Raw genomic sequence first — 14,478 nt, 5'->3', positions numbered from 1 at the left:
TTCACGTGCTGCTAGTTGCGCCGGATCCACACGGCGTTGTCCGGCTGCAGCCACCCGTCAACCTCCAGCGGGAAGGCGCTGGAAAGTACGACGCCGGCGGGCAGCTTTACGGGGTCGGTCCCCATTGCGAGGGCCACCAGGAAGCCGGAGTTGCGCTCGCAGAGCAGGAGGTTCCCTTCCTCCACCCGCCAGGTGCCGCCGTCGTCCGCGGTGAAGACACCCTCATCCCACAGCTGGCGGCGGAGGGCGATGGTCTGCCTCGCCAGGTGAAGCACGGACTGCGGGTCCTGCTGCTGGCGCTCGACGGCGTGACCGCCCCAGCCCGCCGGCACCGGCAGCCAAGGATCGGCGGCCGGCTCCTGCTCCGAGAACCCGTGTGTGAGCGTTGGATCTTCCGTCCACGGGAGGGGGACCCGGGCGCCGTCGCGGGTGACCCCGCCGCGCGCCCACATCGGATCAACGCGCGCCTCCAGCGGGACGTCCACCTCGGGAAGCCCCAGTTCCTGGCCCTGGTAGATGTAAGCGGAGCCGGGAAGGCCGAGCAGCGCCACGAGGGCGGCGCGGGCACGACGGGTCCCCAACTCGCCGCCGCCGAAGCGGGTTGCGGAGCGGACGATGTCGTGGTTTTCCAGCGCCCACGTGGGAGCCGCACCGTGAAGCCTGCGGGCGGCCTCAAGCTCGGTGCCCACTGTGGCCCACGCCTGCGCGTCCCAGCCCAGCCGGACGAAGGCGAACGCGAAGGCCTGGTGCATTTCGTCGCCGCGGGTGTAGCGGGCGGCGCGGGCGGGCTCGAGGTTGACCTCGCCCACCAGCAGCCGCTGCGGCTGGTACTTCTCCGCAAGCCGGCGCCAGCGGCGGTACACCTCGTGCACCTCCTCCTGGTCCGAGACCAGCGGGTTAGAGCGCAGGCCGTCCACCACCGGGCTGGCGGAGGGGGCATCGGGAAGCCCCTCGGCCTTGAACAGGGCGTGGGCGACGTCGATCCGGAGGCCGTCCACGCCCTTGTCGAACCAGAACCGGAGGACGTTCTCGAAGTAGTCGCCCACCGCGGGGTTCCGCCAGTTCCAGTCCGGCTGCCCGGCCGAGAACAGGTGCAGGTACCACTGGGTGTCTGTGTCCGACTCCGGATTCGCGCGGGACCAGGCCCGGCCGCCGAAGACGCTCTGCCAGTTGTTGGGCGGCAGGTCGCTCAGCGCTGACCCGTCCGGGCCAGGAGCGGAGGACCGCCCCTCCACGAAGTGGAACAGCTCGCGCTCCTTCGATCCAGGCCCTGCGGCGAGGGCCTGCTGGAACAGCGGGTGCGCGGAGGAGCAGTGGTTGGGCACAACATCCAGCAGGATGCGGAGGTTCAGCGAGTGGGCCAGGTCGAGGACCTTGTCGAAGTCGGCCATGGTGCCGAACAGCGGGTCGACTCCGCAGTAGTCGCTGACGTCGTAGCCCTGGTCCAGCTGCGGCGACGGCTGGAACGGAGTCATCCAGATCCCGTCCACGCCCAGCAAGGCGATGTACGGCAGCCGGGCGGTCAGGCCGGCGAGGTCGCCCACGCCGTCGCCATCCCCGTCCGCGAAGGAGCGCGGATATACCTGATAGATCACGGCGGACTGCCACCACTCGGCGGCCGCCCCACCCGTGGTGACGGAGCCCGCCGGGCGGGTGCCGTCGTCGTGCGTTGCCTGCTCCGGCGCGGAAGCGCTCACTTGCCTGCCCCTGCGGTGAGCCCTTCAACGATCCGGCGCTGGAAGACCAGCACCATGATCACCAGCGGAACGGTGACCATTACACCGGCGGCCATCTGCTCACCGAACGGAGCCTGGAATTCGGTGGCGCCGGTGAACTTGGAAATGGCCACGGTGGCGGTCTGGATCTTCGGATCGTTGATCATGGACAGCGCGATGATGAACTCGTTCCAGCTGTGGATGAAGGTCAGGATCGCGGTGGTGAACACGCCAGGCGCGGCCAGCGGGAGCAGGACCTTGCGGAACGCCTGCCACTTGGTGCAGCCGTCGATCATCGCAGCCTCTTCGAGATCGAACGGCAGCTGTTTCATGAACGTGGTCAGGTTCCACACGGCCAGCGGAATGGCGAAGGACAGGTTGGGGATGATCATGGCCTGGTAGGTGTTGATCCAGCCCAGGTCCGTGAAGAACCGCAGCAGGGGAACCACCACCGAGATGCCGGGGAACATCGACGTCGCAATAATAACGCCGAGGATCACGGACTTGAACCGGAAGTTCAGCCGGGAGATGGCGTACGCGGCGAAGATGCCCAGGACCAGCGCGGCCACGGTGGTCACGCCCGCCACGATCAGGCTGTTGAGCAGTGCCTGGCCGAACAGGGTGGAGCCGTCGAACACTTTGGCGTAGTTCTCGAGGGAGAACGGCGCCGGGAGCAGGGTGTTGTCGAAAATGTCCGCGGTACGGCGCAGGCTGGAAACGATCATCCAGTAGAAGGGAGCCAGGCAGTAGATGAAAATCAATGCCAGGCCTGCGTAGACGGAGTAGGAGCGCCAGGTGCGCTTGGCTTTCGGCCGGCCGGGCACAGCGGCGCCGGCCGTCCTCGATGCGCCGGAGCCTGCTGCGGCGTTGCGGAGGTCGGAGATGGTCATCGGGTGGCCTCAGCCTTCTGTGTGCGGTTTGCCTTGCGTTCCCGGCGCTTGGCGCCGAGCTGCTTCGCGCCGGTCACGTCTGCGCCGAGCACCTTCACAAACACGATGGCGACAGCGGCAACGTACAGGAACAGGATCACGGCGAAGGCAGATGCGGAGCCGTAGCGGAGCTGGTTGGACTCGTCCCAGGCGAGCATGGACAGGGTTTCCACGGACTCCTTGCCCGGTCCGATCAGGACGAACGGGAGGTCGAACATCCGCAGGGCGTCGAGCATGCGGAACAGCACCGCGACAAGGAGGGTGGGCTTGACCAGCGGCAGGGTGATGGAACCCAGCTGCCGCCACCAGCCGGCGCCGTCGATCTTCGCGGCCTCGTACACCTCCTCCGGAATGATCTGCATGCCGGCCAGGACCAGCAGGCCGATGAACGGGGCGGTCTTCCAGACCTCGGCGATGATGACGGCGACCTTGGAGGCGTTGCCCTCGGCGGTCCAGAGGATTTCGCTGCCAAGGAGTGTGTTGGCGATTCCGTCCGACTGGAAGATCCAGCGCCAGAGCAGCCCCGAGACGGCGGTGGGCACGGCCCAGGGCACCAGGATGCTGGCCCGCAGGAAAGACCGGCCCTTGAAAGCCCGGTTCATGGCAAGTGCCAGGGCGAGGCCCAGGAGGGTCTCCAGCAGCACCGTGGTAATGGTGAAGAACGTGGTGTTGCCGAAGGCGTTCAGGAAGCGCCGGCCGGATTCACCAACAAAAAGGTCAAAGTAGTTGGCCAGGCCCACAAACGCTTCGCCTTCGGCAACGAAGCCGTCCGCGTCCAGGCCTGAATCGGCGCGGAACAGCGACTGGTGGATGGCGGAGATGAGCGGGTAGGCGATCACCAGGGCCAGCACCAGGAGGGTGGGGGAGAGCAGCATCGCGGCCATCCGGCCTTCGCCGGCGGTGCGTTTGCCGTGCCTGCCCGGCCCGGCTGGTTGGGGCGTGCCGGGATGCGCGCCGGCGGGCGAAACGGTGGTGGTGGTCATGCTTGGTCCCTAACTGAAGTCTGCAGTTTGCCTGGCCGGCCGGGGTGGACCGGCCGGCCAGGCACGTGGTGGAACTGCGGGGATTACTTGGCGGACAGCTCGGTGAGCTTGGCCTGCATGTCCTTCAGGGCCGCGTCCGTGTCCTTGGTGCCGGTGATGGCCGCGTAGGCCTCTTCCTGGATGGCCTTGGTGGTGGCGCCGTACTGGACCACCTTCGGGCGGGGCTGGGCGTTTTCGAGTGACTTCAGCAGGGTGGGGAAGAACGGGCGCTTGGCCACGACGGCGGGATCCTCGAAGAGGGAGGCGTACACCGGGGCGCGGGAGCTGAGGGCGAGGCGCTTCTGGGCCTGCTCTTCGCTGGTGAAGAACTTGACGAACTCCAGTGCCGTGGCCTTGTTCGGGGTGAACGGCGAGATGGCCAGGCTGCGGCCGCCCAGGGTTGAGACGCCGGGGCCGTCCGTGCCGGGGATGGAGGTGATGTCGAACTTGCCGGCCACCTGGCTGGAACCGTCCGTGGCGCTCAGGGAGGCGTGCAGGAAGGGCCAGTTGCGCATAAACACGAGCTTTCCGTCTTGGAACGCGCGCCGGCCCTGCTCTTCAAGGTACGTGATGGCGTCGGAGGGGAAGAGTCCTTCCTTGAAGCCGTCCACCAGCAGGTTCAGGCCTTCCTTGGCTTCGGGGGTGTCAACCGTGGGCTTGCCCTCGGCGTCCACCACGGTGCCTCCGGCCGAAGCCACGGCTTCGGAGAAGTTGACGGTGAGGGCCTCGTTTTTGTCGAACTGGCCGGTGTAGCAGGACATGCCGGCGGCCTCGGGCAGGGCCAGGATGGCCTTGCAGGCGTTCTTCATTTCGTCCCAGGTAGTGGGCGGCGCGGCGATGCCGGCGGCCTTGAGCAGGTCCGAGCGGAAGTAGAACAGGGCGCCGTCGGTGTAGTACGGGGCACCCACCAGGGAGTCCCGGTACGTCGCAGCGTTAACCGTGGCGGGGATCATCTTGTCCGTGGGGACGGCGTCCTCGGGCAGCGGCAGGATCCACTTGTTGGCGGCGAACTCGGAGGTCCAGACGACGTCAAGGTTCAGCACGCTGAAGGTGTCCGACTTGATCTGCGCGTTCTGGATGAGCTGCTGGCGCTGCTGGTCCGCGGAGTCCGGCAGTTCGATGAACGTGACCTTCTCCTCAGGGTGCGCGGCGTTCCACTCTTCAATCGTTTTGTTGGCCGCGCCGGAGGCATCGCGGTTGGAGACGTAGTTAATGGGGCCCTTGCCCTCGAACGCTGCTGCTGAGCTCTGGGCGGCCTTGGGCTCGGCGCCTGAACCGCCGCACGCGGTCAGGCCGACGGCGGCGGCCGTGGCCAGGGCGGTGGTGGTGATAAGTGTCTGCCAGGTGTGGCGACGCTGCCTCATGTAATGCTCCTTTTGATGGGGTTTCGCCTGTTTTTGGGCGCAGGGGATCACGACGACAGCGGCACGCGGAGGTGCCGGCCGCCGCCTTTTGTTGGGGGCGAGTGGGTTGGGGTTAGGTCTGGTTCACGGCTGGCGGGAGCGGGGCGGTGGAGCCCCGTTCGATGAGTTTGTGCGGCATGATCCGCGGCCCGAGGTCCCGGGAGCGGAGGAGTTTCTTGACCGCCATCCGGCCCATTTCCTCCAGCGGTTGGGCCATGGTGCTCAGCGGCGGGTGGACGTGCAGGGCGGTGGAGGTGTTGTCGAAGCCGAGGACGGACACGTCTTCGGGCACGCGGCGGCCGCGCTTCTGCAGTTCGTTGACCACGGCGGCAGCCATTTCGTCGCTGACGGCGAAGATGGCGGTGAGGTCCGGGTCCTGTTCCAGCAGGTTGTCCAGGCCGGGTGCGCCGCTTTCGTAGAAGAAGTTGCCGGCGGCGGTGACCGGCCCGCATTTGGCCTCGGCCATGGCCCGCAGATAGCCGCGCTGCCGGGGCCGGGCCACGAAGACCGACTCCGGGTTGCCGGCGAGCAGCCCGATGCGGCGGTGGCCCAGCTTCAGCAGGTGGCGGGTGGCGTCATAGGCCGCCTTCTCGTCGTCGATGGCCACGCTCGGTGAGCCTGACTTGTCGCTGATGGCAACGGAGATTACCGGGACGGTGGGGCCCAGCAGTTGCCGGATTTCGGGTTTGATAACCGCCGAGACAAGGATGACACCGGCTGCCCGGTAGGTGCGCAGGGTCCGCAGGTAGCTGGCGATGTAGGCGGACTTGGCACCGGTACGGCCCAGCATCACGGCATAACCGCGTTCCTGTGCTTCCTCCTCCACACCCTGCATCACCTGCGAAGCCAGGGCGTCGGACACCATAGGTGCGAGCAGCCCGATCACGGAGGTTTGCCGGGTCTTCAGGCCCCGTGCCAGCGAGTCGGTTTCGTAGCTGAGTTTGCGGACCGCCTCCTCGACGCGCTCACGGGTCTCGTCGGAGTAACCCACCAGCCCGTTAACCGCCCAGGAGACAGTGGCGGGAGATACGCCGGCGTGCGTGGCGACGTCCCTGATGGTGACCACTGGTTCTCCTTTGAGCTTTACTGCCGGCATGTACGCAAACGGTTTACGTAAACGGTTACGTAAACCGCCTCAACAACAGTAAAGGGGGAGGCGCCGGGGACGTGACTGTTTCGGAAACAACGGTGGGAGGGGCACACGGCCCGCTCCCGCCGTCGTCCGCTTCCCATTGGTGCAGCGGCGGGCTTACGTGTACATAAGCGAACCGGGAGTGGTGAGTTTTTCGCCGGTCTCCAGCCAGGTCTTCAGGCCGGAGAGGATCATGGGCCAGCCGCCGTAGAGCTGTTCGTTGGCGCCTTCGCGGAGGTCGCTGTGCGTGACGGTGAGCCGGCAGGAGTCGCCCACGGGCTCGATGTCCCAGGTGACTTTCGAGGTTCCCTCGGCTTTGACGTCCTCACCCCAGAGCGCACGCATGGTCTGGACGAGCCGGCGGGGCGGGTCCACCTCGAGGTTCTCGCCTTCGCCCAGGGGCGCGTCGGCCTTGACGTTGTTCATGGTGAACCGGCCGCCCGGCGTCCAGTCGGCCTCGATGGTGTTTCCGAACTGGTACTTGCTGCGGATCCCGCTGTCCGTGATCGCTTCCCAGAGCAGTTCCGGCGTGGTCTTGATGTAGATTTCGAAGATTTTTTCCATGGGACTTTCCAATCTGGATTTGAGGTCGCTGAGGCCAGCGGCCCATGGTTCTGCGTATTTGCTCACCCAGCGGTCGTGGACGAGCCGGATAGGGACCGGGTTCAGGAAATGCAGTTTTTCACGCCCCCGGCGGCGGGTCACCACCAGGCCGGCTTCCTCCAGGATCCGAAGGTGCTTGGCGATCCCGAAGCGGGTCATGTCGAAGCGGCCCTCAAGAGCACCGAGGGCCTGCCCGTCTTCCCGGAAGAGCTCATCGAGCAGTTCCCGCCGGGTGGGGTCGGAGAGTGCCTTGAATACGGCATCCATAGGATCAATGATAGGTGACCATATGGTCACCTATCAAGGGGTCCCGGAGTAAAGCCACGCATGTCAGGATGGTCACCATGCTGCCGTTGGGTCGAATTGCAGAGCTGCGGGCCACCGTGAACGACGGGTGGCGCTCGCCGGTGGCGGATGCCATTGGCCTGCGCTGGGACATCCCGGCCGGAGTTCTCCAGTACTGGCGTTCCTCGGCGGCGCACGTCTTCGTCATCCCGCCTGGTGGCGATACCCGCGGGGTGCTCTACGCACGCTTCGCACCGGCGGGCTCGACGGCGGGGGCGCGCCTTCAGCGGGGAGCCCACTTGCACGCCAGGCTCGGCGACGCCGGAGTTGCCGTTGCGGGTCTGGTGCGGTCACGCGCAGGCCGCCCGGTGGAGCTGATCCCCACTGCACTCGGTGAGATGGCCGCGTGCGTGGTCCGAAGGGCCGATGGCGATGAGTTGGACGCGGACGGGCTCGACGCCGGGGCTGCCGCAGCCTGGGGAGCGGCCCTTGCGGACTTTCATCAGGCTGCCGGGCCGGTGGGGCACGAGGCTCGGCAGGAGAACGTCTTCGCCCGCCTGGCGACGCATCCGGACGATGACCTGCGGCACGCGGCGCAGGTCCTGAACCTGCTGGGCGATGGACGAAATCCGGGGTGGCTCGTGCTGGGGCACGGGGACTTTGAGCTCGACAACCTCCGGTGGTCGCAGGGAAAAGCCACCTGTTTTGACCTGGACGAAAGCGGCGTAATGCCCGCCGCCGCGGATGTGGCCTCGGCCGTGCGCGACCTCCTCGGCACGAACCCGGGCACACCTGAGCACCCGGAACTCCTCGCAGCGTTCCTGGCCGGTTACGAACAGGGTGCCGGGCTGGCCGTGAATCTTGAGGAGCTGCAACTGCACCGCGCGGAACTCGCAGCGCAGCAACTGGTCGAGTCAGGGGCAGTCCTGGACGCGGATGAACCGCTCCTCAACAACGCCGGCAACGGCTGGCTCAGGGAGCTGGAGAAATCCCTGACCAGCCATTACGCGGACCAGCGGAACATCGTCCTGGCAACGGCGCAGCTGCTGGCACGGGCAGTGTGACGGAAGCGGTCGGCCAACTGCTCGTTCCGCCGGACAGCGCACTAGGATCACCCTTATGAAATCCTCACAACTCCTTGGGGCAGTGGCATGACCGCGCCGCTGCGGGTCGCCCTTCCCGACCAGAAACTGCTGGCGGCGCTGGAGCCGGCGGCCGGCGTCGAATTCCTGCTGTGGGACTTTTCCGGGCCCGCGCCGGCAGAGCGGTTCGACATCGTGGTGCCGCCGTACATGCGCGGGCCGGAGGTGCTGAAGGCGCTCAAGTCCGTGGACATCGGCCTGATCCAGAGCCAGTCCATCGGATACGACGGCGTCGCAGACATTCTGCCCAGCGGTTGCCTTTTCGCCAACGCGGCGAGCGTCCATGAGACGTCGACGGCGGAACTCGCCCTGGGCATGATGATCGCCAGCCAGCGCGGGATGGCGGACTTCGCGCGGAACCAGTCCACCGGGACGTGGGACAACGGCCACCGCCCCAGCCTGGCGGACCGGCGGGTGCTGCTGGTGGGTTTCGGGGGAGTGGGCAAGGCCATCGAGGCGCGGCTGCTGCCGTTCGAAACCTCCGTGACCCGGATGGCCAGCCGTGAACGCGAGGACGCCGGAGGCCGGATCTTCGGTATTGATGCGCTGTACGAGCAGCTGCCGCTGCACGACATCGTGGTGGTCAGCGTTCCCCTGAGCGAGCAGACCCGGCAGCTGGTGGACGCCAAATTCCTCGCCGCCATGCCTGATGGCGCCCTGCTGGTGAACGTGGCCCGCGGCCCGGTGGCGGACACCGACGCGTTGCTGGCGGAGACGTCCTCCGGCCGTTTGCGGGCCGCCCTGGACGTCACGGATCCCGAACCGCTGCCGGCCGACCACCCGCTGTGGACCACGCCCGGCGTGCTGATCACCCCCCACGTGGGCGGGGCAAGTTCGGCGATGTTCCCGCGGATGGTCCGGCTGATCAAGCAGCAGATTGCACTGATGCTGGAGGGCAAGGAGCCGGTGAACGTGGTGCTGGGCGGTCCGGCCCGGAGCTAGGCACTTGGATTGCCGCATCGACGGTGCGGCGGCCTGTGCAGGCATGGCTCCGGCTCTTATGCTGGGGCCATGTCCACTTATGAGGTCCGCCGCAGCGCGGTCATTCCTGCCCCCGCCGAAGACATCTTTCCGCTGGTCAACAGCTTTCACGAATGGACCAAGTGGTCGCCGTGGGAATCAGTTGATCCGGGTATGGACCGGCGATACTTCGGCCGCGACGCCGGCGTGGGTGCCCGCTATGAGTGGAGCGGCAACCGCAAGGCCGGCAGTGGAACCATGGAGATCGTCGAGTCCGTCCCGTCCAGCCAGATCGCTGTCCGGTTGCAGTTCACCAAGCCCTTCAAGGCGCTGAACCCAACGTCCTTTACGTTCACGCCGGTGCCGGGCGGCACCGAGGTTACCTGGGCCATGACCGGCGAAAACAAGGGCGCCGCCAAGGTGTTTGCCCTCTTCGTGAACATGGACAAGATGGTGGGGTCGGACTTCGAGCGTGGGCTGAAGTCGCTTACCGAGGCCGTGGCGGCGAAAAAGAGCTGACGACGGCGCCCTCGGCGGAGCGAAGCAGCCTCACCCGAGGGGCGGCGACGGCGGAAGCCCGGCGCCGGCGTCGTCCGCTGTTCAGACCGCCGGCTCGCGCCGCCGGCGGAAGACGATCCGCAGGTTGTCGCGGAAGCTCATGCTGTTGCGCCGACTGACCACGATCACTGCGGCCAGCCCGGTCAGGAGGACAACGATCCCGCCCACCGCCACGGACCAGCGGGCGCCGAACTCGCTGCCGATCCAGCCCATCAAGGGCGCACCCACGGCAGTTCCGCCCTGGAGGATGGCCAAGTACAGGGCCAGTACCCGGCCGCGGAACTGTGGCTCCACAGAAAGCTGGATGCTGGTGTTGCAGCTGTTCAGGAACGTGATGGACGCCAGGCCCACCGGGATCAGCGCGGCGGCGTAGAGCCAGAACGACGGCGATACGCTGCCCAGGATCGTGAAGGCGCCGATTCCCAGTGCACCGCCAAGGAGGAAGCGGAGCCGCGGGCCCGCCCGTCGTGCGGCCAGCAGGGCGCCAGCGAGGGTGCCCACGGCCATGATGGAGCCGAGGAGGCCAAACTCGCCGGGCCCCACACCGAATTCCGTGGTGGCCATCAGCGCGTTGGTAATGGGGAAGTTCATGCCGAAGGCGCCAAGGATGCCCACCAGGATCATGATGAGCACCAGGTCCGGCCTGCGGCGCACATAGCGGATGCCCTCGGCCACCTGGTGCTTGCCGCGCCCTGCCTGGGCGGACCTGGCCAGCTCCGAGGTCCGGATCAGGAACAGCGAGATGATGACCGCGGCGTAGCTGGCAGCGTTGAGCAGGAAGACGGGTCCGGTGCCCACCACCGCAATGAGGACACCGGCGATGGCCGGGCCCGTGAGCCGGGCGGTGTTGAAGGAGGCGGAATTCAGTGCCACCGCGTTGGAGATGTTGTCCTGCCCCACGAGTTCGGACACAAAGGACTGCCGCGCGGGGGCGTCGATGGCGCTGGCGATACCGAGGCAAAGGGCGGCCAGGTAGGCGTGCCACAGCTGGGCGGTTCCGGTGACCACCAGGAGTCCAAGCGCGAGCCCTGTCATGCCCATGGCCACCTGTGTCCACAGCAGGATTACCCGTTTGCGGTAGCGGTCTGCCAGCACTCCGCCGTAGGGGCCAAGCAGCAGCATGGGCAGGAACTGCAGGGCGGTGTTGATGCCCACGGCGGCGCCCGAGTGGTTGGTGAGGACCGTCAGGACCAGCCAGTCCTGGGCGATCCGCTGCATCCAGGTGCCTACGTTGGATACCAGGGCACCGCCCGCCCAGATCCGGTAGTTGCGGTTTTCCAGAGCCCGGAACATGGCGCTCATTTGCCGCTCATCTCCTGCATGATGTGGGCGGCGCGGCTTAGGATCAGCCGGTCCTCTTCGCTCAACCCCGCCACGCGCTGCGCCAGCCATGCCGTGCGCTGGTTCCGGGCTTCCGCCAGGACGGCCCGCCCGGCGTCGGTGATGTCCACGTGGACCTGCCGGCCGTCGTCGGGATTGGCAGCCCTGGACACAAAACCCTGCTCGGCGAGGGCGTTGACGATCCGGGTCATGGAAGGGGCCTGCACGTGCTCCCGTTCGGCGAGTGCACGGAGGGTCTGTGCGCCGCTGCCGTTGAGCTGGGCGAGCACCGTGTACTGGCCGGGGGTGATCACCTCGCCGGTTGCCTCGACGCGAAGCCGGCGGGAGGTGCGCATCACGGCGGTGCGGAGGTCTATGGCCAGGCTGTCGGGGCTGGCGGATTCGGGGGCTTGGCTGTTCCGGGTTTTGGTGGTGGTCACGCTGGCTTTGCGCCTCCTGAAGTGGTTAGCACTGCTAATTAGTTCTGCTAACCATTTTCCTCCTGGCGGCCAAAAACGGCAAGGAGTGCGAGGTTGAGTTGCGTCACGGCTTCCGGGCGGAGTGGGCTCCTGGGTGGCGCCGCGTCGAAGCAGCCTTAGGCTGAGGCATGGATTACCAGCTTCGCCAAGCCAGTCCTGAGGACGCCGAGGCGGTGGTGCTGATGCACACGCTGTCCCACGAGGAGTGCTACCCCCATCTGCTGTCGCCGGCGTTTTTCGCCGCCCGCCGGAACGCAATTCCGGAACGCGTGGACCGCCGTCGTAAGTATCTTGACGTTGCGGACCCGCGGATCATTGCCCTGGATGCCGGTGGCGAGGTGGTGGGACTGGCCGACGCCGGACCAGGCCGTGACGAGGACAGTCCCGTGCCGCTGGAGTTGTATTCGATCTACGTGCTGGGCCGTGCGCAAGGCAGGGGATTGGGGGCGGCCCTGTTGGGTGCCGCTACTGGACAGTCTCCGGCGTACCTCTGGGTGCTGGAGGAAAATCCCCGGGCGCAGGCTTTCTACCGCGCGCATGGTTTCCGGCCGGACGGCAAGCGGGGCCTGCTTCCGCCCGAGTGGGAGAACGTGCCCGAAATCAGGATGGTCCGCGACGGGCGGCCGCCTGGCCGGTTGCTCGGGAGTTAGCCGGCGGCGGTATCCGCCACCAGCAGGTCTCCCACCTCGCAGTCCAACTCCCGGCAGACGGCTGACAATGTGGAGAACCGGATGGCTTTGGCCCTGTCGTTCTTCAGGACCGACAGGTTGACCAGGCTTACCCCAACGCGCCTGCTCAGCTCCGTCAGCGTTATGCCCCGCTGTTCCAGCAGTTCGTCGAGCCGGCAGTGGATGCCTGTTGTGTCCTCGGCCGGCATCAGACCAGGCCCTCGGTGTCCTTCTGCAGGCGGCCGCCGAATTGGAACACTCCGGCCACGAGGATGAGCACAAATCCGGCGACCACTGGCGCGAAGTTCAAGCTCCCCATAAAAGTAACGCTTTCTCCTGCGGCCCGCGCATTCACTCTGATGGCTTCCGCCAGGCGGCCCCGGGCCACCTGGTCGAGAACCTGCCCGGCACTGCCTGCCAGCGCCAGGACCGCTCCGCAGCTGCCCACGACTGATGCCGAACCCGCGGTGAACAGGTTCTCGCCCCGCAGCCGGAACGCCAGCAGGAACAACAGGGCCATAACGGCCAGGGCGCTGAGCTGGTTCAGCGCCCCGGACCATGCCAGCAGGGCAGCTTCGCCGGTGGGCAGTGCAGGGATGGCTGTTTCCACCGAGGTGAAATGTGCCTGCGCTCCCAGGTGCAGGTCAGTCGGAGCAGGCCGCGTGGTGGTCAGGGGCAAGGTCAGTGTCACGGGTCCGGTGAAGTAAGCGGCGATGCCGGACACTGTCATGGCCGTGGTGGCAACAGCCGCAACAGCCGAGATGATCATCAGCGCCATTGCGTCCGCCCTGGACACAATGCTTTTGCTGCCGGGTGTACGGCGCACGGCGCCCCTTGCCAGTTTCATTTTTTCCCCACGGTTATCGACTATCAATAATAACGACAATCGATAACCTACTGGTCGCTGCCGGGCAGGTCAAGGGTGAGGCATCACAGGTGGATCCGGCCCAACGCCACCACACGGATTGCGTCCTGCCACAAAATCGGGTCAATGCCCGGTTGCCGGTGCCATCCTTGGATTTATGCAATCCTTCATCCGAGGGCGTCCGCAATGACTGCTGCCGAGGCTGTCCTTCACGACGGTTCGATCATTCAGGTCACCATCCACGGGGACGGGCCCGCGCTGCTGCTGCCCGCCCGGCTTGAGCCGCACCCGCCGGCCGAGGCGGAGACCTTGCGCAGGTGGGGCGGCGATCCTGACCTCGGACCCGCCCTGGTGGTTGGGCTTTCCGGTTCGAACCGGGTGATCGTGGCCGACTACGAAGGCCACCGGATGGCCCAGCCGGCAGCGCTGACCCTCACCCCGGACAATCTTGCCGCGGACCTGCTTGCCATCGCGGATGCGGGCGGCGCCGATGCCTTCGGCTATTACGGGTACTCCTGGCTGGCGCTGGCCGGCCTCCAACTGGCTCTTCGTACCAACCGCCTCCGGGCCCTGGCGATGGGAGGATTCCCGCCGAAGGACGGGCCGTACCGGAGCATGCTCGCCGTCACACGCGCGGCCCACACGGCGTCCACGCAGCCGCCGGACCCGTCCGCTGTTGCCGTCGAAGACGCCGAGCCGGGGGACTGGGACGCCGTTGCCGTCCAGACCACCGAGGCACAGACCCGCCAGTTCGTGACCCTTTACGAGGCGCTTCAGGATTTCGACGACGGCGCCGCCCCGGTGCCGCCCGGTCTGTTCCGGCTTGCCTTCGCCGGATCCGACGACCAAATCGATTACAGCCCGCAGTGGGGCGGCGTCCGGGTAAGTCTCGGTGAGCCGCTGGCCCGGCACCTGGACGAACTCACCGCCGCGGGCTGGGAAATTCACGTCCTTCCCGGGCTGGACCATCTCGGCGCGATGCACAGCTCGGTGGTCCTGCCCATCCTGACCGGATGGCTGCGGAAGGTTGGGTGGGTGCGGGAATAGGGCGATCTTTTATGCCGTCGACGCCCGAAGTCCCCAAACTGGCTTTCCGGTTTCCAGCCGTGCTGCAGGAATGTCAGACCCCCTCACGATGATTGGTATATGGGGAAAGCGGCGGTGGCGAAGGCGTTTGAGGACATCAAGTCCGCCCTTGCTGTGCTTCATGCCGAGGTGGACGGGTGTGGTGCGGAGCCGTTTTCGGAGGCTGATCCGTTGGCGGGGCTGGGGGATGGGTGCCTGGACATCCTTGCCGGAGCCCATGAAGCCGAGGCCGGGTTCGCGGGTCTGAAGGCCCGGGCTGCGGTGAAGTACGCGGATACCGTCGATGCGGTGGCGCCGCCGGACGCGCCGGT

15 protein-coding genes and 1 pseudogene are annotated in these 14,478 nt (G+C 66.8%); 6 read left to right on the top strand and 10 right to left on the bottom strand.

The genetic code is table 11. The features are described from left to right. Window positions 1-11 precede the first annotated feature (11 nt). From ACFVYC_RS13760 to ACFVYC_RS13735, 6 genes are all read right to left on the bottom strand, one after another. Window positions 12-1,697, bottom strand: coding sequence for an alpha-amylase family glycosyl hydrolase (locus tag ACFVYC_RS13760; RefSeq protein WP_387550855.1), 1,686 nt, complete (start codon window positions 1,695-1,697; stop codon window positions 12-14). Continuing rightward, on the bottom strand, window positions 1,694-2,605 hold the full coding sequence (locus ACFVYC_RS13755) for a carbohydrate ABC transporter permease (RefSeq protein WP_387550852.1): 912 nt from the start codon (window positions 2,603-2,605) through the stop codon (window positions 1,694-1,696). The genes ACFVYC_RS13760 and ACFVYC_RS13755 overlap by 4 nt, the downstream gene beginning before the upstream one ends. After that, on the bottom strand, window positions 2,602-3,627 hold the full coding sequence (locus tag ACFVYC_RS13750) for a carbohydrate ABC transporter permease (RefSeq protein ID WP_387550851.1): 1,026 nt from the start codon (window positions 3,625-3,627) through the stop codon (window positions 2,602-2,604). The genes ACFVYC_RS13755 and ACFVYC_RS13750 overlap by 4 nt, the downstream gene beginning before the upstream one ends. A gap of 83 nt (window positions 3,628-3,710) precedes the next feature. Beyond that, window positions 3,711-5,030, bottom strand: a complete 1,320-nt coding sequence (locus ACFVYC_RS13745; RefSeq protein ID WP_387550848.1) for an ABC transporter substrate-binding protein — start codon at window positions 5,028-5,030, stop codon at window positions 3,711-3,713. Window positions 5,031-5,142: 112 nt separating this feature from the next. Further along, a complete protein-coding gene (locus ACFVYC_RS13740; RefSeq protein WP_387550845.1) occupies window positions 5,143-6,135 on the bottom strand; it encodes a LacI family DNA-binding transcriptional regulator in 993 nt (330 codons plus the stop codon). 183 nt (window positions 6,136-6,318) lie between these two features. Next, window positions 6,319-7,071, bottom strand: a complete 753-nt coding sequence (locus ACFVYC_RS13735) for an ArsR/SmtB family transcription factor (RefSeq protein ID WP_387550842.1) — start codon at window positions 7,069-7,071, stop codon at window positions 6,319-6,321. Window positions 7,072-7,139: 68 nt separating this feature from the next. Here ACFVYC_RS13735 and ACFVYC_RS13730 point away from each other — a divergent pair, with 68 nt between their 5' ends. From ACFVYC_RS13730 to ACFVYC_RS13720, 3 genes are all read left to right on the top strand, one after another. Next, entirely contained in the window at window positions 7,140-8,153 is a 1,014-nt protein-coding gene (locus tag ACFVYC_RS13730; RefSeq protein WP_387550840.1) for a phosphotransferase, read from the top strand. Between the two features lie 87 nt (window positions 8,154-8,240). Continuing rightward, a complete protein-coding gene (locus tag ACFVYC_RS13725) occupies window positions 8,241-9,173 on the top strand; it encodes a 2-hydroxyacid dehydrogenase (RefSeq protein ID WP_387550837.1) in 933 nt (310 codons plus the stop codon). Between the two features lie 69 nt (window positions 9,174-9,242). Continuing rightward, window positions 9,243-9,710, top strand: a complete 468-nt coding sequence (locus tag ACFVYC_RS13720; RefSeq protein ID WP_387550834.1) for an SRPBCC family protein — start codon at window positions 9,243-9,245, stop codon at window positions 9,708-9,710. An 81-nt stretch (window positions 9,711-9,791) separates the two neighbouring features. Here ACFVYC_RS13720 and ACFVYC_RS13715 read toward each other — a convergent pair whose 3' ends face one another. After that, a complete protein-coding gene (locus ACFVYC_RS13715; RefSeq protein ID WP_387550831.1) occupies window positions 9,792-11,051 on the bottom strand; it encodes an MFS transporter in 1,260 nt (419 codons plus the stop codon). Continuing rightward, entirely contained in the window at window positions 11,048-11,425 is a 378-nt protein-coding gene (locus ACFVYC_RS13710; RefSeq protein WP_387551202.1) for a MarR family winged helix-turn-helix transcriptional regulator, read from the bottom strand. The genes ACFVYC_RS13715 and ACFVYC_RS13710 overlap by 4 nt, the downstream gene beginning before the upstream one ends. Before the next feature lie 251 nt (window positions 11,426-11,676). Here ACFVYC_RS13710 and ACFVYC_RS13705 point away from each other — a divergent pair, with 251 nt between their 5' ends. Continuing rightward, window positions 11,677-12,198: a GNAT family N-acetyltransferase gene (locus ACFVYC_RS13705; RefSeq protein WP_387550829.1), complete on the top strand. Its 522-nt coding sequence runs from the start codon at window positions 11,677-11,679 to the stop codon at window positions 12,196-12,198. On the opposite strand, the gene ACFVYC_RS13700 is transcribed toward ACFVYC_RS13705, so the two are convergent. Continuing rightward, a complete protein-coding gene (locus ACFVYC_RS13700; protein ID WP_387550826.1) occupies window positions 12,195-12,425 on the bottom strand; it encodes a helix-turn-helix domain-containing protein in 231 nt (76 codons plus the stop codon). The genes ACFVYC_RS13705 and ACFVYC_RS13700 overlap by 4 nt on opposite strands. Further along, window positions 12,425-13,063: a hypothetical protein gene (locus ACFVYC_RS13695; RefSeq protein WP_387550823.1), complete on the bottom strand. Its 639-nt coding sequence runs from the start codon at window positions 13,061-13,063 to the stop codon at window positions 12,425-12,427. Before ACFVYC_RS13695 ends, ACFVYC_RS13700 begins: the two co-directional genes overlap by 1 nt. 204 nt (window positions 13,064-13,267) lie before the next feature. On the opposite strand from ACFVYC_RS13695, the gene ACFVYC_RS13690 reads away from it, so the two are divergent. Next, window positions 13,268-14,128, top strand: coding sequence for an alpha/beta hydrolase (locus ACFVYC_RS13690; protein WP_387550821.1), 861 nt, complete (start codon window positions 13,268-13,270; stop codon window positions 14,126-14,128). A gap of 99 nt (window positions 14,129-14,227) precedes the next feature. Next, a pseudogene (locus ACFVYC_RS13685) lies at window positions 14,228-14,478 on the top strand (endonuclease); the annotation flags it as partial.

Source organism: Pseudarthrobacter sp. NPDC058329 (assembly GCF_042879835.1).
Lineage (GTDB): Bacteria > Actinomycetota > Actinomycetes > Actinomycetales > Micrococcaceae > Arthrobacter.
This window is presented reverse-complemented; position numbering and strand designations above follow the sequence as displayed.